Raw genomic sequence first — 19,116 nt, 5'->3', positions numbered from 1 at the left:
TACTGTCTAGCGTTATAAATCACGAATTGGACCTATTGATGGTCAGAGACCGAATTGGACGGCTGAATATTTTAAAGGTACTTATCGAATGAGCGTAAAACCCCGTACTTTGAGGACGGGGATGAAAGCTCGGCTTGCAGAGCAAACCCCTTGTGCTATTTTGCTATCCGTCAGGTGTTTTTAGCGATTACGCTACCTGACAGGAGAAGTAAAATACCTTCCGCTTTCTGCCCGTGTTTCTTAACAATCCGAAAGGTAGAGCAGATTGTCGAATAAGGTGTATGCCGATATTGGGTAAGGTGTACACTGCGGTCGGGCGTGACCGTCTAGCTGTAGGAATCCCCGTCGTTCAGAGGCTGTCGCAAAACTCTAAGGACTCGTTCCCATGCTCTGAGTTCGTCATTCCCGCGAAGGCGGGAATCCAGCGCCAAGTGTGGATCTCTGCCTTCTCGGGGATGACAAGGCCAGGAGGACACCGGGCAGTATGGTTCTGGTGGAGAGTCAGTGTGGATTCCCGCCTTCGCGGGAATGACGAGAATGAAATCGGGGAATGACGGGGGTGAAGGCGGGAACCAGAGTTTTGCGACAGCCTCTTCACGGCGGGGAGGATGTCAAATTTCATCATAGTGAGACCCTTGTCGCCTGGCATCTGGGTACACCCTGGTCATCCAAAAATAAGGTGGTTTCCAGGCGAGTAAAAAACAATCGATTTGAGCTGAACCTGACCGAAGCGTTTGACCTCGACACGACGAACTCAGCCGTTTATAACATCCCCCAGTCGGGATGGTCTGCTCAATTTCAGAGACTCTTTTTCGAGTAGCATTCCTGAACCGTATTCTTTAAACAGAAGTTGTTCTGTAATTATCTATACTGGATGGCATTCTAAATCATGCACTGGAAATATCGATGGCTGGATATCTGGTTGGACGGAAGAATATTTTAAAGGCATTCGTCGTGTTTTTTGCGCTTTCCGGGCACTCTCATCTTCAGGCCGGGATGAGGTTATACAAAGACACTATCGTGGGGCTGGCGATTCTGGCAGGAGTGACAATAGGAATATCGTATTATGTGTTCAGGGAAGATGAATTCATTTTTTATGTCAGTAAAAAACAGGCAGCTACAGGCCACCCTGCCCACCCTTTATTTATAGGCGTGGTAAATTATCAAACTAACCGTTGGATTGTTACCAGTAAGCTGATCGGTAATACAGAAGAACCAGAGTTCGTTAAGCTGTCTGATGTAGAGTACTGGGGGAATGGCCCTAAGGCAGTGATTGAGCAGAGACTGAATAGCCTGTTCAGTCATCTTGAAAAGGATTTTCAGAGATGGAAGAATCTCACTCAGGCCAAACCGGCAGATGTGCCTTCTGGTTTTCTGCACTACTCATCCCTGATCGCCAGCAACTGTGAAGCCATAAATACTGGTAGCAGAACCTTCAAGGCATTCCATAAATCTGCAGACGATTATCTTGATAGCCGCGCGGTCTGTCAGAACTGGCTGGACCGCTTTATTGACTGGCATTCCTATTTTGCCGCTTACTACAATAGCTCAATCCCGGTGGTTCTGGTGCCCGACTGGCGAGAAGCAAAAGGAATTACCTCCGACGAATCGACACCAAGTACAGTCATTGGTGGTCATTTACAAAGCAGTGTCGCTTATCTATTTAATGCCAATTATGACTTTCGCATGTTGAGTTCTCTTTATGGCGACTCTGATCAGGAATTAATAGTGGTAACGGATCAACCCGGTTATAAACTGAAGAGGATTAGTTGGTGGCAGCCGCGGCAATACGACATCTTCCTGCCAGAACATCAGAAGCTTGTCTGGACTGAGCATGTACCTTGTGACTCAGTGACCGGGGGCTGTCGTTTCAAAAATTTTTCCTGGAGTGCAGGACAAGTGACTCCCTACCTTCTGAGTAACCATAATACAGGAAGCAAGATTCTTATATTTCATCACGGAGAGACCCTTGTAGCCTGGTGTCTGGGCAAGCCCTGGATTGCCGAAAATAAAGTGGTCATGAAGAAAGCAAAAAACAATCGATTTGAACTGGACCTGATGGAGGCTTTTGATCTGGACTCAGGCGGGACATCGAACTGATAGGGCTGTTCTCAGAAAATCGACTAAAGCAGCTCCCAGAAGGCCCGAATCAATGGACTTTTGAGTTTCTTGTCCAGCACACAGAGTCCCACATCATAAGCAGCCAGCCAGGGGGTGATATTCAGAATCTTAACCTTGTCAGACAGTGGGCTATTATCCAATACAATCTGCGGTACTACGCCGACTCCAAATCCCAGGCTGACCATGCTGACAATGGCTTCATTACCAGCGACCTGGGCATATATTTTTGGCTTGATGCCTTTGGCTGAAAACCAGTAATCAACCCGCTGTCGCCCAATACCTTTTTCTGACAGGATCATGGGCGTTCTGCTCCACTCTTCAACCGTCCCTGGGGTAGAAATTTCTCCCGAAGCAGGGCCTATGAAGACCAGCGGGGAAAGTCCGATGCTGTGAAACTGAATCTCCGAGGATAAATTATCCGGGCGGGCAGAAATGGCTATATCTTCTTTTCCAGAGGTGATCAGGTCAATGGCTGAGTCAGGGTCGCCGGTATGAAGCTTTATTTCAATGCTCGGATAGCGTTGTCGAAAGCGCTTGAGAATGTCATATAGAAAGCTGTAGCTGGCGGTTACGGAGCAATATACACTGATCTCACCCTTCAACTCTTTCGATTCGGCTATCAATTCGTTGCGAATCGCTGACCACTGAATCAGGGTTTCCCGTGCATATCTCTCGAACTTAATGCCTTCTGCGGTAAGGCTGACACTGCGATTGTCCCGTTCAAACAGGTATACCCCCAAATTATTTTCCAGATGCTGAATGCTTCGGCTCAGGGTAGATGGGCTGACATGGCAGGCTGCGCTGGCACGGCCGAAATGGAGCGTTTCAGCGAGACTTAGGAAATGCCTCAGTGGTTTCAGATCCATAATGATCGTTTTTCACCCTCACTTATGGCGGTTTTTCACCTTTGCTCAAAGCTGTTTCGTAATATGAAACGTTATATTGCAAATATATCATTTTACGAAATGATCTGTCTGCTTTAATCTCCAAATCAACGTTTTCAGCCCGGACAAGAAAAGATAATCCAGGGCGTTTTATTCAGGAGTCCATCATGAAAGTTTATTACGATAAAGACTGTGATCTTTCCCTCATCCGTGGTCAGAAAGTATCCATTATTGGCTATGGCTCTCAGGGTCATGCCCATGCCAATAACCTCAAGGACTCCGGGGTAGATGTCACCATTGGTCTGCGTAAGAGCTCCGCTTCTGTTGCCAAAGCCGAATCTGCAGGCCTAAAGGTAATGGACGTGGCTGCTGCAGTCGCCCAGGCTGACCTGGTCATGATCCTGACTCCGGATGAATTCCAGTCTCAGCTGTATAAGAGCGAAATTGAGCCTAACCTGAAGCAGGGTGCAACCTTGGCATTTGCTCACGGTTTCGCTATTCACTACAACCAGGTTGTTCCTCGCGCCGATCTGGACGTTGTCATGATTGCCCCTAAAGCACCGGGTCACACTGTGCGTTCCGAGTTTGTTAAAGGCGGCGGTATCCCTGATCTGGTTGCTATCTATCAGGATGCTTCCGGAAAGGCTAAAGATCTGGCCCTGTCGTACGCCTGTGGCGTAGGTGGTGGTCGTACCGGTATCATCGAAACTACTTTCAAAGATGAAACCGAAACCGATCTGTTTGGTGAGCAGGCTGTGTTGTGTGGTGGTGCGGTAGAGCTGGTTAAGGCCGGTTTCGAAACACTGACCGAAGCAGGTTATGCTCCTGAAATGGCTTACTTTGAATGTCTGCATGAGCTGAAGCTGATTGTCGACCTGATGTACGAAGGCGGGATCGCCAACATGAACTACTCCATCTCCAACAATGCCGAGTATGGTGAGTATGTAACCGGCCCAAGAGTCATCAACGATGAATCTCGTAAGGCTATGCGTGAAGCCCTGAAAGACATCCAGAACGGTGAGTACGCCAAGAAATTCATCACTGAAGGTGCAATGAACTATCCGTCCATGACTGCTTATCGTCGTAACAATGCTGCTCACCCAATCGAAAAGACCGGTGCCAAGCTGCGTGAAATGATGCCCTGGATCACCGAGAATCAGCTGGTTGATAAAGATAAGAACTGATTGTTAAAATCAACTTTTCAAAAAAGGCGCCTTGTGCGCCTTTTTTAGTTTAAAAAGCACAAGTTTTTCTGATTGATGACGCTGTTCGTAAATTAGTCTACTTCGCGACTATGGAAGCTCCCGGGAAACGAACAATGTCTGCCAGGCATAGGAAGCCAGCCATAAATCGATTCATGATCGAATTTTGAATAATGGCTAACGGATGATGATTATTTCGGGCAGAGATACAGTTAAAGCTCTAGTCTCTTTATTTCCGGAGCGCATTTTACAATAGTTGCGATGGTTGTGAATTAAGAGACAGTCGGCAAATTTTCTGGAGCGGTACCTTGAGAAAAAAAATTGCCCATTTGAAGACCCAACCTAACATTGTGGCAATACTGGGGTTGGTCTTAGCGACACTCTGTTGGGGGGGTAACCTGGTTGCGGGCCGGATTAGTGTGGGAGATATCCCTCCCGTCGCGCTGTCATTCTGGCGGTGGGTTCTGACTCTTCTGATCCTGTTTTCGTTTACCGGAAAGAAACTGATTCAGCAGAGAAAGCTGATTTTTCAGAGTCGTTATCAATTACTGATCCTGGGATTCTTCAGCATTACCTGCTTTAACACATTGCTTTATATCGCAGCTCAATCCACACAGGCGGTAAACCTGGGCCTGATACAAATAGCACTGCCCGTGATTACTATGATTCTCGCTATTCCTCTGTTGAAGACTTTTCCTAAAAAAAGGCAGTTGTTTGGTATGGGAATGGCTATTCCGGGACTGTTGACGATTTTCAGCAAGGGAGAATGGTCATCGATGGCCAGCCTGGACTTTGGCAGGGGAGATTTAATCATGCTTTTCGCTACCTGTTGCTGGGGCTCTTATACGGTTTTGCTCAAGCGTTTTGAATTGCCTTTGTCCGGGGCTCATCTGTTGACCATAATGGTCGGGATTGGGGTGGTGATCCTCTTGCCTTTTTACCTTTGGGAGCTATCGATGAGAGGTGGCTTTACCGTGAGTCCGAAAGCACTTTTTCTGATCAGTTACTCAGTTCTTTTTGCTTCATTGGTCGCCTATATGTCATGGAATTTCGGCGTGTCTTTACTCGGGGCAAATAATGCGGCTATGTTCAACTTCCTGATCCCTGTGTTTTCAGCCATGTTCGCTATTCCCATCCTTGGAGAGACGCTTTACCAGTACCACCTGATAGGGGCAGGGTTGATCTTTACAGGATTGTGGATAACTAACAGGAAATATTCTTCAACAGACAGTCCGGGTTAGACTCCCTATGTGAATAGATAAGGGCTTAAGCCAGTGCCAATGATTCAAGAGGTTTAAAAGATCACAGACATATTTTTTTGGAGCAGTAACTTGAGAGAAAAAATCGTCCATTTGATTGCTCATTCTAACATTCTGGCAATACTGGCGGTGGTGTTAGCGACTCTCTGTTGGGCGGGAGAGAATCTTGTTGCAAACCAGATGAGTGTAGAAGGCATTCCTCCCATCGCATTGTCATTCTGGCGGTGGACTCTGGCTTTTCTGATCCTGTTTTCGTTTACCGGCAAGAAACTGATTCAACAGAGAAAGGTAATCTTTCAAGGTCGCTATCAACTGCTGGTCCTGGGGTTCCTCGGCATTTTCTGCGCTAACACACTGCTTTACATCGCTGCTGAATCCACACAGGCAGTGACTTTGGCCTTGATTGAGATGATTCTGCCCGTCATTACAATGATCCTGGCGGTTCCTCTGCTGCATGTTTTTCCTAAAAAAAGGCAGCTTTTCGGTATGGGAATGGCAATTCCCGGACTACTCACGATTTTAAGTAAAGGAGAGTGGTCAATGCTGGTCAGTCTTGATTTTGGCAGAGGAGACATGATCATGTTTCTTGCTATGTGCTGCTGGGGTCTTTATACCGTTTTGCTCAAGCGTTTTGAACTGCCTTTATCCGAGGCTCAGCTGCTAACCACACTAATCGGAATTGGGGCGATGTTCCTTTTGCCCTTCTATCTCTGGGAGCCTGCATCTGAGCGCAGCTTCTCCATTAGCCAGGATGCACTTTATGTAATCATTTACGAGGTTTTGTTTGCTACTCTGGTCGCCTTTCTTTTCTGGAACTTCGGCGTGTCTGTGCTGGGACCAAGCACTGCAGCCATGTTTCACTTTCTGATACCCGTGTTTTCAGCTATGCTCGCTATTCCCATTCTTGGGCAGACGCTTTATCAGTTCCACCTGATAGGGGCAGGATTGATCTTTATGGGGTTGTGGATAAGCAGTAGGTAATATTCTTCAACAGACAGTCCGGGTTAGACTCCCGAGCAATCTTTCCCCACCCAAAGTGAAGCAAGATTGCTTCGATCACTCATGACTGTTGCAAGGTGGCAACGAACTTGCGTGACTCATCAATGGAGCGCTGCATATCTCTTAGCAGGCGATCAATGTCCAGCTTAATGGCACCAAATTCACCCTTGAGTGCCGCAATAGCCCGTGCATTGAGGTTGTGTTTCAGATACAAAACCTGATCCCGGAAGGCATTCAGAACCGGTTGCATGCGCTTTTCTGATTGTTCCATGCTGGCCAGCATTTTTTTGTACTGATGACGGGTTTCATTCAGCTGCAGTTGACTGGCACGACGAAGACTGCCGCTGGAATAGAGTTCCAGCTCTGCTTCCCACTCTTCAAAGAGTGCTTCCGAGACATCTTTAACGTCCCGGATGCGCTTACGAACCTTATCTGCAGAAGCTTCGCTGTCCTCGAACTCAGCATTAAGCTGATCATAAAGCGCCTCCAGATCACCACCATTAAAATTGACGACGCTGCGAAACTGTTCCAACGCTGAGCTGAATTGCTCTTGAGCTTCTTCCTGAGCGGCCTGAGAGCTCTTGATGCGGTCCACCAAAATCTCGCGCTTGTAAACGCCTACCTTTTCCATGGCGCTGTAATAAGTACTCTGGCAGCCTGTCAGAAAGACCGACAAAATAAGCAGCAGGACGGGTATTCCTGCCCGGAATGCTGAGAACATAGCGCTAATCTTCCTGATTTTTAATGGCGTCAATGACTTTCTGGTTGCGCTTGTCTGCCAGGTGACTGTTAACAACAAACAGGGCATGAATGATTCCGGGAATCCAACCCAGCAGGGTCAGAATAATATTAAGGATCATCTGACCCGGCTTGCCACATAAAAGAACGGCTATCGGTGGCAAAAGTATTGCCAGAAAATAACGCATAACGTCTCCCTGAGTGTGTTTTGGTTGCAGCCAGAATATGCGAAACCAACTGGCCAGGTACTTAGTAGTTTATTGCTGAGCAAGAAGATCAAGCAGTCTCAGCACTTCTTCCTGAAGATTTCTGGAGGCCAGGGCCAGGTTGGAAGCGAATTCTTCTGCTGTGCCATGCTTACTGTCCATCAGGTCTGTCACCGATTTTACCGCAACCACTGGCGTCTGGTAATGGGAAGCTACCCAGGCAATGGCTGCGGCTTCCATCTCTTTGTTGACCATAGGTTCCTGACGCAGAATGGCTTCATCGGTCGGACTCATATCGAGAGAGTTGCCGGTGCAGACAACAGAGGTGGGCAAATCCAGTTTTCGGGCCAGATCCACTGCCACTTGGCACTGAAAATTACCGTCGCCGTAGGCTTCGTAATGTTCGCCCATGGGGATACGACGGTCAAAGAAACGAATACGCTCGCCAATATAAACGTCACCAACTTTACAGCCCTTGTCGGAAAAACCTCCACAGGTTCCGGCATTGATGACCAGGTCCGGTGACAAGAGGCGAAGTGCTTCGTATGCCGCCAGGGTTGCTGGCTGGGTACCGACATTTTCTACACCGTGAACTGAGTCGGAACCGTTGGTAATCAGATTGATGTTCAGATTCTTATACTCACCCGCAAAGGTTTTGCAGGGTAGCAGGGGATTTGTGTCGTCTGTTTCGGCCAGGCCCAGTTTCTCAATGAGTGGCGCTGCTTCCTGTTTCATGGCCACAACCATTGTAATTCTTTTCATAGCTATCAATTTGGTTGGTAATGGAATTCTATAGTTTCCTGTTATAAGAAGTTAATTCCAATAAGTAAAACCTTATATTTTTATCTGCCTTCCTCCCCATGCCATTTCGGCATTAATCCTTCGCTTTAGGCATTTCACAAGCTCCCTGGGAGTCGTAATTATATGACCATAGTTTCTAGTGATATTGCTAATCTTGCAGTCACCAATTAAACGGAGTATGTCGTGTTAGGAGTACTGGGCGGAATGGGGCCTCTGGCTACCGTAGACTTTATGCAGAAAATCATTGCTTTGACACAAGCCAGTAAGGATCAGGAGCACCTGCCCATGCTGGTGCATAATGTCCCTCAGATTCCAGATCGCAGTGCCTGCATTCTTGAAGGTTGCGAGGACCCTTTTCCGGCCTTGCTGAGAGGTTTGAGAAGTCTTGAGCGAGGCGGTGCCCAGTGTGCAGTGATTCCCTGTAATACTGCACATTTCTGGTTTGATAAGCTGCAAAAACAGGCTCGGATTCCAATGATCAGTATCCTGAGTTGTGTTGAACAACATATCCGACGAAATAATCTGCGCAAAATAGGTGTTATGGCGACCAGCGCTACGGTTTCAGCCATAATGTACCAACGGCAGATAGAGAACGATGGTCGTGAATGTCTGATACCTGAGCAGGGAATGCAAACGCTGATGATGGATGCCATCTACGATATTAAGGCAGGGCGTCTGGAGCAGGGCAGTCAGTGTATGAAAATGGTTTTTGATGATCTGGTTAGTCAGGGCGCTGAAGCGGTTATTCTGGGCTGCACAGAAATTCCTGTAGGTCTTGCCGACGTTGTGAAAACAAATCCCGGACAGTACATTGATGCAACAGCGCTGTTAGCCGGAGCCTGTGTTGACTGGTACAGTCAGCAGGAAGAGAAAGAAGCTGCTTGAGGAGCGGGGGTAAGTTGAACTGAAGTCTGGGAGTCGTGCCTGAATGAATCTGGAAACCAAGTGGCTGGAAGATTTTCTGGCATTGGCCGAGCTGAGAAATTTTTCCCGTGCTGCTGATTTTCGAAACATCACACAACCTGCTTTTGGTCGAAGAGTTCGTTCTCTGGAACAGACGGTCGGTTTTGAGCTGGTAGACAGGGGAACGGTTCCCATCAAACTGACTCCGGAAGGGCGTTTGTTCAGAACAACGGCCAGGAACCTGCTTCGTCAAATGGAAGAGGGTCTGGGTCAGTTACAGGGTGTCGTCTCCGGGCAGGCCATTGACTTTGCTGCAGCTCATTCCCTGTCGGTGACTTTGTTACCGGAATTGATTCAGCAGGTGAGTGAAGATGAGCAATTACTGCAAACCAGAGTAGAAAGCATTGATGTTGATCTCGCGGTAGAGGCGCTGCAGGAAGGTAATTGTGATTTTCTCCTGGCGTTCAATGTTGACGCTTTAATGCAGCCGCCCTTTGAATATCTGAAACTGGGGATGACGCGTCTTTTGCCCGTTTGTCTGCCTGATGCTCAGGGAAAACCAATGTTTTCTGATAGTGATCCTGGCACTGTACCCTTACTCCGATATAGCCCCAATGCTTTTATGGGGCGCAAGGTCAATAGTCTGTTGAGTGCATCGGACGTTCCCGTACTCTTTCAGACGGTAATGGAGTCTTCCCTGACCAACCTGCTCAAGGAAATGGCTCTTAAAGGCAAAGGGGTTGCCTGGTTACCGGATTATTCCGTACAGGATGAGCTGAAGTCTGGTCAGCTGGTTCCCTATTCTGAAAGAGCTGACTGGACGGGCTCTATAGAAATTCTGCTTTACCGAAACACAGTTCGGCTGCATGCCAGAGCTGAAAGGTTATGGACTGAGTTGAGCCAGCGTTGTGAGTCAGGATGGCAACTGATGGAAGTCTATTCCCTGTCAGGCTCCTAGCGGTTATGCAGTATCCATACCTTTCATGATAGAGTGTGTTTTTTTCACCTTTATGTCGATGAGCAGATGCTGAAATGAGCGATAAACCGAAACGACCCGAAAATGAACAAGATGCTGTGGACGGTCTGTTTCCCGTCGATGAGCACTTTGAAGAGGTGGTCGAAGGTGGGGAGACAGTTCGCCACAGAGGCATTTATATACTGCCTAACCTGTTTACAACAGGTAATCTGTTCTGTGGCTTTTACGCCATTATCAGTGCCCAGGCGGGTTTTTTTACCCAGGCTTGTATTTCAGTCTTTGTTGCTATGATTCTGGATGGCCTCGATGGTCGTGTTGCCCGGATGACCAACACCCAGAGCAAGTTCGGTGCGGAGTACGACAGTCTGGCAGATATGGTGACCTTTGGTGTAACGCCTGCCATGGTCGCCTACAGTTGGGCCCTGAATGATCTGGGTAAAGTGGGCTGGATGGTTGCCTTCATTTATGCAGCCTGTGCTGCTTTGCGTCTGGCCCGTTTCAATACTCAGCTGGAAGTAACAGATAGCCGCTATTTCACCGGTCTGGCCAGCCCCGCTGCAGCAGCACTGGTCATTGGTATGGTATGGGCGCTGAGTGATTTTGGTATCGACGGCAACATGATGGGTATTGCATTGCTGGGCGCTCTGATTACAGGTCTGGCTGGTGTGCTGATGGTCAGTAATTTTCAGTACAACAGTTTCAAGAAACTGGACCTGAAAGGACGGGTGCCTTTCATTTTTATGATTGTCATGGTTTTGGCTTTTGCCGTCGTCTTTACCGATCCACCCAGAGTGCTGATGCTGATTTTTCTGAGTTATGCCTGCTCCGGACCCATTATGTTCCTGGTAGGAAAAACCAGAAAACAAACGGCTCCTGAATGACTCAAGAGCCACGCGGTTTTACTCTGGTTTCCATCCTGCAGAGTGTGGCTACAAGTTGATCAGCGCACAGTGGTTCCTTTTCTCTGTCTCTCCTGCCATTGAGTATCCAAATCGACTCGGGCAGAAGACGGAGGCAAGATATCTGCCTCCCGGATGAGGTCTGCCGCCCTCTCCGCCACCATGATCGTAGGGGCATTCAGATTGCCATTGGGAATGGTTGGGAAGATGGAGGAGTCCACTACTCTCAGTCCTTCCAGTCCTTTAACTCTTGTCTTTGGATCGACCACAGACATGTTATCCGTTCCCATCTTGCAGGAGCAGGATGGATGATAGGCACTTTCAACGGATTCCCGAACAAAGGCATCAATCTGTTCATCGGTTTGAATGCTTTCTCCCGGCTGTATTTCTGAGTCTCGGTATTCATCGAACGCCGGTTGGTTGATGATTTCCCGGGTCAGACGAACGCATTGTCTGAAGCCTTCCCGGTCTTCTTCGTGGGACAGATAGTTGAACCGAATACCGGGGTGAACATCTGGATTGGCTGACACCGCTCTCACCCAGCCGCGGCTTTTGGGTTTGTTGTGGCCGATATGAACCTGGAAACCATGTCCGTCAAAAGCACTCCTGCCATCGTAGCGCATCGCAGCTGGCAGGAAGTGGTATTGCATATCAGGCCATTCAACGCCTGCTTTTGAACGGATAAAACCACAAGATTCAAAATGATTGGTCGCACCCAGCCCGTCTCTCATGAACAACCAGCGAGCACCAATGAATAATTTACTGAGCGGGTCGAGTTTGCCGTTGAGAGTAATGGGCTTTTTGCAGCGAAACTGAAAGTAGAATTCCAGATGATCCTGCAAATTTTCACCTACACCAGGCAATTCGTGTTGAACTGCTATATCTGCGTCTTCTAATACCTTGCGAGGGCCTATTCCTGATAATTGAAGAATATGAGGTGAGCCAATAGAGCCTGCCGAAAGAATGATTTCTTTAGTGACCAGCACTTTTTTGATGAGACCTTTATGTTTATATTCGACGCCTGTAGCCTTTTTGCCTTCCAGCAGGACACGCTGAACCTGGGCATGGGTAACCACCGTTAAATGACTTCGTTTCATTGCCGGGCGAAGATAGGCGTTGGCAGTGGACCAGCGTATACCGTTCTTAACAGTCATGTGCATGGCTCCAAAACCTTCCTGTCGAGCACCGTTGCAGTCAGTGGTTTCCAGGTAGCCTGCTTCTACCCCGGCCTTTATAAAGGTGGAGTAGAGAGGGTTTTTCATTTCATTACCATTATTGACCGCTAATGGACCACTGCCTCCCCGATAGTCATCGGCACCGAAAGCCCAGGTTTCTGCTTTACGAAAATAGGGCAGGCAGTGGCGGTAATCCCAGTTGGTAGCTCCGTGCTGATGCCATTCATCAAAGTCTTTAGCGTGGCCCCGAACATAGACCATGCCATTGATGGAAGAAGAACCACCCAGCACCTTACCCCGGGGGCAGTGCATACGACGGTTGTCGAGAAAGGGTTCGGGCCGGGTTATAAACTGCCAGGCATACTTTTCGGTATTCATGGGAATGGACAGAGCCGCAGGCATTCGAATAACGATGCTCTTGTCACTGCCACCGGTTTCAATTAGCAGAACACGACTTTTGCCGTCTTCTGTCAGGCGATTGGCCAGAACGCATCCGGCAGAACCGGCTCCGACTATGACATAGTCATATTTTGTCATGCTCGTGCACCTTGAATGCGAAGTTAAAAAGGACTCTCCAGAGGTGTCATACCGACATACACTGCTTTGACCTGGGTGTAATGCCTCATTGTTTCAACACCATTTTCACGACCTATACCGGACTGCTTATAACCACCTACTGGCATTTCAGCCGGTGAGGTACCGTAATGGTTGATCCAGCAGATACCTGCCTGAAGCTGCCGAATAACCCGGTGGGCACGGGTGATATCCTGAGTAAAGACTCCGGCTGCAAGGCCCAGTTCGGTGTCGTTAGCGCGGGCAATGACCTCTGCTTCATCTTCGAAGGTGAATACCGTCATTACGGGCCCGAAAATCTCCTCGCGGGCAATGGTCATATCATCGTGGCAATCGGTAAAAATGGTGGGTTCAACAAAAAGGCCATCGGCTGCTGTCGAAGGACTGGCTGCTTTGCCTCCGGTCAACAAAGTGGCGCCTTCCATAATGCCCTGGTGGATGTAGTTAAGAACCCGTTGATGGTGTTTTTCTGATATTAGCGCACCCATGTTGGTGCACGGATCCATAGGGTCGCCCAGCACAATATTGCCTTCAGTACGCTGCCGTAGTTTTTCTATAAATTCGGGATAGATACTCTTGTGAACATAAACCCGTGTAGCGTTTGTACAGACTTCGCCCTGGGTATAGAAGTTACCGAGCATGGCTCCGGAGGTGGCATTCTCAAGATCAGCATCCTCAAAGATAATCAGAGGGGACTTTCCGCCCAGCTCCATGGTGACCTCTTTCAATGAAGAGGCCGCACCGGTCATGACTTTTTTACCGGTGCTGACCTCTCCTGTGAAAGAGACCTTGGCAATCTCCGGATGATGAGCCAGCCAGGCACCGACTTCCCCGTCGCCCTGAATGACATTGAAGACGCCAGCAGGCATGCCTGCCTCGACAAATATCTCAGCCAGTTTCAAGGCACCCAGAGGCGTCTCTTCAGAGGGTTTGAAAATCATACTGTTGCCGCAGGCCAATGCGGGTGCAGCTTTCCAGCAGGCAATTTGCAGAGGGTAGTTCCAGGCACCTATTCCGGCACAGATGCCCAGTGCTTCGCGGCGAGTGTAATAAAAGTCATCACCCAGGCACTGCTGATTGCCTTCAAGGGAAGGGGCCAATCCAGCAAAAAACTCAATGGAGTCTGCGCCTGTAACCACATCAACTACGCTGGCTTCTTGCCAGGGTTTACCGGTATCGAAAACTTCAATTCGAGCCAGTTCATCGTTGCGCTCACGCAAAAGACTGACAGCACGTTTCAGGATTCGACTGCGCTCCATACCCGTCATTTCTGACCAGATTTCAAAGCCTTTTTGAGCACTGACAACCGCAGCCTGGCGAATGCTGTTATCGGCTTTCTCCACGGTATAAATGGTTTGACGAGTTGCGGGATTGATCACCGGAAATGTTTCTCCGGTCTCATTGGCCAGGTATTGGCCGTCAACAAAATTCTGATAGCAGGGTGATAACACAGCTAACTCCCTTGTTTATGCAGAGGTGCAAAGTTAAGGACTCTGTAATTCTCAGGGAACGACAGTAGAAACACCGATTTAATTTTATGTGAAAATGACAAAAAAGCTGCTAAGTGATCAAGTGGCTATGGGAATGGAATATTTGCAGCTGATATGACGTCTATATTTTCATTTTCGAAATGTGAATCTGCGCCATTGAAACCAACGTAAATGGTAAAAAAGAGAATTTCCCGGGAGAGTATCGATGCTGATCAAGACCAGAAAGTCAGGAGACATTCGCAGCAGCGAAATAACTTCAGAAAGTGTTTACAGGGAGCGTCGCCGTTTTTTGAAAATGGGTGGGCAGTTTGCCTTTGCCGGTATGGGGCTGGCTCTGACTGGCTGCACTGATGCTGCAGATCCCCGGTCAGCCAGGAAACCAGCGTTTGCAAACCATGATAAGGTTCCACAGCTCTCTGCCCCGGATTGGCTGCAAAAGAAAGTAGCCAGCTATCAATCCAGTCGTTTTACCACCGATGAAGCTTTAACCCCTTATGCCAGCGTGACTGGCTACAACAACTTTTACGAGTTTGGCTATTCAAAAGACGACCCTGCCAAACACGCTAAAAATATGAAAACTGATCCCTGGTCGTTAGTGGTTGACGGAGAGGTTGAGAAACCCGGGAAATACACGCTGGAAGATATGCTCAGACCCCATGATGTTGAAGAGAGAATCTACCGTCTTCGTTGTGTAGAAGCCTGGTCTATGGTCATTCCCTGGATCGGCGTGTCACTGGCCAACATGCTGAAGCGTTTTCAACCTACATCCAGGGCAAAGTATGTTCAGTTCGAAACACTCTATGATCCTGAACAGATGCCGGGTCAACGCTCCCGTTTCAGTTCCATCGAATACCCTTATGTCGAAGGACTGAGAATGGATGAAGCTATGAATCCACTGTCTTTTATGGCGATTGGTGTTTATGGCAAGACTCTGCCACCGCAAAATGGAGCCCCTCTAAGACTGGTTGTCCCCTGGAAGTATGGCTTCAAGAGCATCAAGTCCATTGTCAAAATCCGTTTTACTGAAACCATGCCACAAACCACCTGGGTTAAATCAGGCCCCAGCGAGTATGGCTTTTATGCCAATGTCAATCCCGAAGTCGATCATCCGCGCTGGAGCCAGAAACAAGAGCGCAGATTACCTAACTCCATCTGGGAGCCAAACCAGATTAAAACTCAAAAGTTCAACGGTTATGGCGAAGAAGTGGCCCATCTCTACAAGGGAATGGATCTCAGGAAGTTCTATTAAAGGTGGCGTTATGGACTGGGTTGCAAAGTTAAAGTGGTTTGTTTTTCCACTCTGTCTGGCGCCATTGGTCTGGCTGATCAATGCTGTTATCACTCATCAACTGGGACCCGACCCGGCAAATACGCTGACCCGAGATTTGGGGGAGTGGGCTTTAATCTTCCTTTGCATCAGTCTGGCGGTGACTCCGGCAAGAAAAATCACAGGTGTTAACAAGCTGATCCGGTTTCGAAGAATGTTCGGGCTCTTCTCGCTCTTTTATGCCGTGTTGCATGTGGTGGCTTATGTTGCATTCATGCTGGGCTGGCAGTGGCAAACACTGTTGGAAGATCTATATCAGCGTCCCTATATAATAGTGGGTGCTTTTGCGATTCTGATTCTCTCGGTACTGGGTGTCACATCCACCAGGGGCATGATGCGCCGGTTAGGGAAAAAGTGGGTGAAGCTGCATAAGCTGGTCTATCTGGCTGCAGGTTTGGCGGTTCTGCATTTTGTCTGGCTTTCAAAAAGTGACTATACCGAAGCGGTAATATTTGGTTCTGTAATGGCAGGCCTGATGCTGTTTAGATTGCCCGCCAGGGGCCACCGCTAGTAGCAGGCTTTATACCTTTTATCAATGAAGAAATTTCGCACAGGTCCTTTCGCTATATTGAGAGTTACGGTTACAAAGGATACAGGTGTGATGAAACAGAAATCTCTTCTTGTGCTTCTGATGGTTCTATTCAGTCCTGTTTGTTTGAGTCATCTTATGCCAGGTGACTATGGTCTGACCGAAGAAAGCATCACAAAACCTTATCAGGCGAATGACTTTCTCTGTGGTTCTATTATCGTAGAAGTTAAGGATGGCTGGAGTATTGAGCAGGTAAGGCTCAATAAAGGTACTATTCAAAATCAGTTTCAATTTGCCGAGCAGCAGACTAAAGGGCTGTTTTTTCCAACACAACTTGGAGGTGGATTACTGCACGTCAGGCAATCCACAGGCGTTAACGAGTTCACAAGGTTGTATCCGTTTTCGGATCCTGTCGATTTCGAGTTAACTGTTTCCCAGGCAGGTCAGGTGAATCAGACTAAATATAGAATTACCAAAGGAATCTGCAGCGAAATAAAGCTGGGAGAGGTTAAGGTTGAGTTAAAGGAGGGTAACGATATCAGTTACTACGTTCAACCTGTCGTGCAAGATGATACAACGGGCCGGTTCTGGCAGGCCTGGCGTTTTGAATACTACACACCGGCCTATATGGTCATCCCATCTCCAGAGTGAAAATTAGTTTCTGGCAGCTTCCAAACTTACTCTATATGATTTTTGTCGTGTAGGTAGTTTACGAAGCTTGTCAGCCTCCCTCATCTGCGTATAATGCGCCTCCACTGATCGGGGCATGGCTCTTAACGGGCACGCAACGATCCATTGCAACAACGTTTAAAACGGTGATTGACAATCGGATCGAACAGCGTAGAATGCACCGCCGCTGAGACAGAAACGCAACGCTCACTGAGTGAACGAATGCGGTCCCGGCAAGTTGAAAAGTGGCTTGAAAAACAGGTGCTTGACAACAACCGGCGCCAAGGTAAGATGAGCGCCTCGCTGAGCAGTGCTGACCGCTGGTTCAGCCGGTTAAAACCTTCTTGTTTTAATCCAGTTCTTTAACAAATTATCAGACAATTCGTGTGGGCGCTTGTGTGAATAGCATCGGTCAACAGAGCTTTGCTCTGAAATGATTTAAATGCTGATCAAGCAAGCGAACATACCCTTAAATTCTATGAGAATTTATCTTCTCATAAAGAGTTTCATGTACGTTTAATTGCAAATGATTGAGCAGCGGACTGTTTTCGGACAGGAAGCAAAACGATTTAAACTGAAGAGTTTGATCATGGCTCAGATTGAACGCTGGCGGCAGGCCTAACACATGCAAGTCGAGCGGTAACATTTCCAGCTTGCTGGAAGATGACGAGCGGCGGACGGGTGCGTAACACGTAGGAATCTGCCCGGTAGTGGGGGATAGCCCGGAGAAATCCGGATTAATACCGCATACGTCCTACTCTTTTTCGGAAGAGGGGGGAAAGCAGGGGACTCTTCGGAACCTTGCGCTATCGGATGAGCCTGCGTCGGATTAGCTGGTTGGTGGGGTAAAGGCCTACCAAGGCGACGATCCGTAGCTGGTCTGAGAGGATGATCAGCCACACTGGGACTGAGACACGGCCCAGACTCCTACGGGAGGCAGCAGTGGGGAATATTGCACAATGGGCGCAAGCCTGATGCAGCCATGCCGCGTGTGTGAAGAAGGCCCTAGGGTTGTAAAGCACTTTCAGCGAGGAGGAAAGGTTCAAGGTTAATACCCTTGAGCTGTGACGTTACTCGCAGAAGAAGCACCGGCTAACTCCGTGCCAGCAGCCGCGGTAATACGGAGGGTGCGAGCGTTAATCGGAATTACTGGGCGTAAAGCGTGCGTAGGCGGCTTGTTAAGTTGGATGTGAAAGCCCCGGGCTCAACCTGGGAACGGCACCCAAAACTGGCAAGCTAGAGTGCGGAAGAGGAGTGTGGAATTTCCTGTGTAGCGGTGAAATGCGTAGATATAGGAAGGAACACCAGTGGCGAAGGCGACACTCTGGTCTGACACTGACGCTGAGGTACGAAAGCGTGGGGAGCAAACAGGATTAGATACCCTGGTAGTCCACGCCGTAAACGATGTCTACTAGTCGTCGGGGATCTTGCATTTCTGGTGACGCAGCTAACGCGATAAGTAGACCGCCTGGGGAGTACGGCCGCAAGGTTAAAACTCAAATGAATTGACGGGGGCCCGCACAAGCGGTGGAGCATGTGGTTTAATTCGAAGCAACGCGAAGAACCTTACCTGGCCTTGACATCCTGCGAACCTTTTAGAGATAGAGGGGTGCCTTCGGGAACGCAGTGACAGGTGCTGCATGGCTGTCGTCAGCTCGTGTCGTGAGATGTTGGGTTAAGTCCCGCAACGAGCGCAACCCTTATCCTCAGTTACCAGCACTTCGGGTGGGCACTCTGGGGAGACTGCCGGTGACAAACCGGAGGAAGGTGGGGACGACGTCAAGTCATCATGGCCCTTACGGCCAGGGCTACACACGTGCTACAATGGTGCATACAGACGGTTGCCAAGCCGCGAGGTGGAGCTAATCTGAGAAAGTGCATCGTAGTCCGGATTGGAGTCTGCAACTCGACTCCATGAAGTCGGAATCGCTAGTAATCGTGAATCAGAATGTCACGGTGAATACGTTCCCGGGCCTTGTACACACCGCCCGTCACACCATGGGAGTGGGTTGCTCCAGAAGTAGCTAGCTTAACCTTCGGGAGAGCGGTTACCACGGAGTGATTCATGACTGGGGTGAAGTCGTAACAAGGTAGCCCTAGGGGAACCTGGGGCTGGATCACCTCCTTAAACGAAGACCGACCTTCCATAAGCGTTCACACGAATTGTTTGATTATCAGTTGTCAGTTGACGGTGGTCAGTTGGCAGTTGTTAGTTTTGTTCTTTAACAATGTGGAATCCAAACTTAAATAAGCTGAGTTGATTTAAAAGACTTTGGTCTTTTAATGAAATTCTTGCTGAGACACTCTCAAGTGTAGGGCGTGTCAGTGGCCGGTTGTCAGTTGACAGTTGCCGGTTACTGAAGAT

General features: G+C 48.6%; 16 protein-coding genes, 1 rRNA gene and 1 pseudogene. 12 read left to right on the top strand and 6 right to left on the bottom strand.

Annotated elements, in window-relative coordinates; translation table 11 throughout:
* The first annotated feature begins 559 nt into the window (after positions 1-559).
* Both ACO6VG_RS03085 and ACO6VG_RS03080 read left to right on the top strand, forming a co-directional pair.
* Positions 560-820: a hypothetical protein gene (locus ACO6VG_RS03085; protein ID WP_422472682.1), complete on the top strand. Its 261-nt coding sequence runs from the start codon at positions 560-562 to the stop codon at positions 818-820.
* Positions 821-906: 86 nt separating this feature from the next.
* On the top strand, positions 907-2,100 hold the full coding sequence (locus ACO6VG_RS03080) for a hypothetical protein (RefSeq protein ID WP_422135535.1): 1,194 nt from the start codon (positions 907-909) through the stop codon (positions 2,098-2,100).
* A gap of 23 nt (positions 2,101-2,123) precedes the next feature.
* On the opposite strand, the gene ilvY is transcribed toward ACO6VG_RS03080, so the two are convergent.
* The gene (ilvY, locus tag ACO6VG_RS03075; RefSeq protein WP_422135534.1) at positions 2,124-2,987 is read right to left on the bottom strand and encodes an HTH-type transcriptional activator IlvY; all 864 of its coding nucleotides are present in this window, start codon (positions 2,985-2,987) and stop codon (positions 2,124-2,126) included.
* Positions 2,988-3,172: 185 nt separating this feature from the next.
* On the opposite strand from ilvY, the gene ilvC reads away from it, so the two are divergent.
* The 3 genes from ilvC to ACO6VG_RS03060 all read left to right on the top strand — a co-directional run bounded on the left by ilvC (position 3,173) and on the right by ACO6VG_RS03060 (position 6,447).
* Positions 3,173-4,189 (top strand): ketol-acid reductoisomerase, encoded by a 1,017-nt coding sequence (gene ilvC, locus ACO6VG_RS03070; RefSeq protein WP_422135533.1) that lies wholly within the window; start codon positions 3,173-3,175, stop codon positions 4,187-4,189.
* Positions 4,190-4,515: 326 nt separating this feature from the next.
* Complete coding sequence (locus tag ACO6VG_RS03065; RefSeq protein ID WP_422135532.1) at positions 4,516-5,448, top strand: DMT family transporter; 933 nt, start codon at positions 4,516-4,518, stop codon at positions 5,446-5,448.
* A gap of 147 nt (positions 5,449-5,595) precedes the next feature.
* On the top strand, positions 5,596-6,447 hold the full coding sequence (locus ACO6VG_RS03060) for a DMT family transporter (RefSeq protein WP_422476251.1): 852 nt from the start codon (positions 5,596-5,598) through the stop codon (positions 6,445-6,447).
* 79 nt (positions 6,448-6,526) lie between these two features.
* On the opposite strand, the gene ACO6VG_RS03055 is transcribed toward ACO6VG_RS03060, so the two are convergent.
* The 3 genes and pseudogenes from ACO6VG_RS03055 to ACO6VG_RS03045 all read right to left on the bottom strand — a co-directional run bounded on the left by ACO6VG_RS03055 (position 6,527) and on the right by ACO6VG_RS03045 (position 8,171).
* Positions 6,527-7,186 carry a DUF2959 domain-containing protein gene (locus ACO6VG_RS03055; RefSeq protein ID WP_422135530.1) on the bottom strand — a complete coding sequence of 220 codons (660 nt, stop codon included), beginning with the start codon at positions 7,184-7,186 and terminating at the stop codon, positions 6,527-6,529.
* A gap of 70 nt (positions 7,187-7,256) precedes the next feature.
* Positions 7,257-7,391 (bottom strand): annotated as a pseudogene (locus tag ACO6VG_RS03050) (YqaE/Pmp3 family membrane protein); the annotation flags it as partial.
* Between the two features lie 69 nt (positions 7,392-7,460).
* Positions 7,461-8,171, bottom strand: a complete 711-nt coding sequence (locus ACO6VG_RS03045; RefSeq protein ID WP_422135529.1) for a hypothetical protein — start codon at positions 8,169-8,171, stop codon at positions 7,461-7,463.
* Between the two features lie 222 nt (positions 8,172-8,393).
* Here ACO6VG_RS03045 and ACO6VG_RS03040 point away from each other — a divergent pair, with 222 nt between their 5' ends.
* The 3 genes from ACO6VG_RS03040 (at position 8,394) to pssA (ending at position 10,970) form a co-directional block, all read left to right on the top strand.
* Positions 8,394-9,095: an aspartate/glutamate racemase family protein gene (locus ACO6VG_RS03040; RefSeq protein WP_422135528.1), complete on the top strand. Its 702-nt coding sequence runs from the start codon at positions 8,394-8,396 to the stop codon at positions 9,093-9,095.
* 43 nt (positions 9,096-9,138) lie between these two features.
* Positions 9,139-10,071: a LysR substrate-binding domain-containing protein gene (locus ACO6VG_RS03035; RefSeq protein ID WP_422135527.1), complete on the top strand. Its 933-nt coding sequence runs from the start codon at positions 9,139-9,141 to the stop codon at positions 10,069-10,071.
* 74 nt (positions 10,072-10,145) lie between these two features.
* A complete protein-coding gene (gene pssA, locus ACO6VG_RS03030; RefSeq protein ID WP_422135526.1) occupies positions 10,146-10,970 on the top strand; it encodes a CDP-diacylglycerol--serine O-phosphatidyltransferase in 825 nt (274 codons plus the stop codon).
* 59 nt (positions 10,971-11,029) lie between these two features.
* On the opposite strand, the gene betA is transcribed toward pssA, so the two are convergent.
* Both betA and betB read right to left on the bottom strand, forming a co-directional pair.
* Positions 11,030-12,700: a choline dehydrogenase gene (betA, locus tag ACO6VG_RS03025; protein WP_422135525.1), complete on the bottom strand. Its 1,671-nt coding sequence runs from the start codon at positions 12,698-12,700 to the stop codon at positions 11,030-11,032.
* A 23-nt stretch (positions 12,701-12,723) separates the two neighbouring features.
* Positions 12,724-14,187 carry a betaine-aldehyde dehydrogenase gene (gene betB / locus ACO6VG_RS03020; protein ID WP_422135524.1) on the bottom strand — a complete coding sequence of 488 codons (1,464 nt, stop codon included), beginning with the start codon at positions 14,185-14,187 and terminating at the stop codon, positions 12,724-12,726.
* Positions 14,188-14,431: 244 nt separating this feature from the next.
* Here betB and msrP point away from each other — a divergent pair, with 244 nt between their 5' ends.
* From msrP to ACO6VG_RS03000, 4 genes are all read left to right on the top strand, one after another.
* Complete coding sequence (gene msrP, locus ACO6VG_RS03015) at positions 14,432-15,475, top strand: protein-methionine-sulfoxide reductase catalytic subunit MsrP (protein ID WP_422135523.1); 1,044 nt, start codon at positions 14,432-14,434, stop codon at positions 15,473-15,475.
* A gap of 10 nt (positions 15,476-15,485) precedes the next feature.
* Positions 15,486-16,064: a sulfite oxidase heme-binding subunit YedZ gene (locus tag ACO6VG_RS03010; protein ID WP_422135522.1), complete on the top strand. Its 579-nt coding sequence runs from the start codon at positions 15,486-15,488 to the stop codon at positions 16,062-16,064.
* Positions 16,065-16,154: 90 nt separating this feature from the next.
* On the top strand, positions 16,155-16,733 hold the full coding sequence (locus ACO6VG_RS03005) for a hypothetical protein (RefSeq protein ID WP_422135521.1): 579 nt from the start codon (positions 16,155-16,157) through the stop codon (positions 16,731-16,733).
* 589 nt (positions 16,734-17,322) lie between these two features.
* Positions 17,323-18,879, top strand: a 16S ribosomal RNA gene (locus ACO6VG_RS03000).
* Positions 18,880-19,116: the final 237 nt, after the last annotated feature.

Origin of the sequence: Endozoicomonas sp. ALB032 (assembly GCF_049310125.1) — a bacterium.
Taxonomy (GTDB): Bacteria; Pseudomonadota; Gammaproteobacteria; order Pseudomonadales; family Endozoicomonadaceae; genus Endozoicomonas_A.
The sequence above is the reverse complement of the archived record's forward strand: the minus strand, read 5'-3'. Positions and strand labels throughout refer to the sequence as shown.

Bases quoted from the DNA above. Each gene is read 5' to 3' on its own strand.
- msrP (WP_422135523.1), top strand. From the start codon at position 14,432: ATGCTGATCAAGACCAGAAAGTCAGGAGACATTCGCAGCAGCGAAATA.
- ACO6VG_RS03005 (WP_422135521.1), top strand. From the start codon at position 16,155: ATGAAACAGAAATCTCTTCTTGTGCTTCTGATGGTTCTATTCAGTCCT.
- betA (WP_422135525.1), bottom strand. From the start codon at position 12,700: ATGACAAAATATGACTATGTCATAGTCGGAGCCGGTTCTGCCGGATGC.
- ACO6VG_RS03055 (WP_422135530.1), bottom strand. From the start codon at position 7,186: ATGTTCTCAGCATTCCGGGCAGGAATACCCGTCCTGCTGCTTATTTTG.
- ilvY (WP_422135534.1), bottom strand. From the start codon at position 2,987: ATGGATCTGAAACCACTGAGGCATTTCCTAAGTCTCGCTGAAACGCTC.
- pssA (WP_422135526.1), top strand. From the start codon at position 10,146: ATGAGCGATAAACCGAAACGACCCGAAAATGAACAAGATGCTGTGGAC.
- ACO6VG_RS03080 (WP_422135535.1), top strand. From the start codon at position 907: ATGGCTGGATATCTGGTTGGACGGAAGAATATTTTAAAGGCATTCGTC.
- ACO6VG_RS03010 (WP_422135522.1), top strand. From the start codon at position 15,486: ATGGACTGGGTTGCAAAGTTAAAGTGGTTTGTTTTTCCACTCTGTCTG.
- ilvC (WP_422135533.1), top strand. From the start codon at position 3,173: ATGAAAGTTTATTACGATAAAGACTGTGATCTTTCCCTCATCCGTGGT.
- ACO6VG_RS03045 (WP_422135529.1), bottom strand. From the start codon at position 8,171: ATGAAAAGAATTACAATGGTTGTGGCCATGAAACAGGAAGCAGCGCCA.
- ACO6VG_RS03035 (WP_422135527.1), top strand. From the start codon at position 9,139: ATGAATCTGGAAACCAAGTGGCTGGAAGATTTTCTGGCATTGGCCGAG.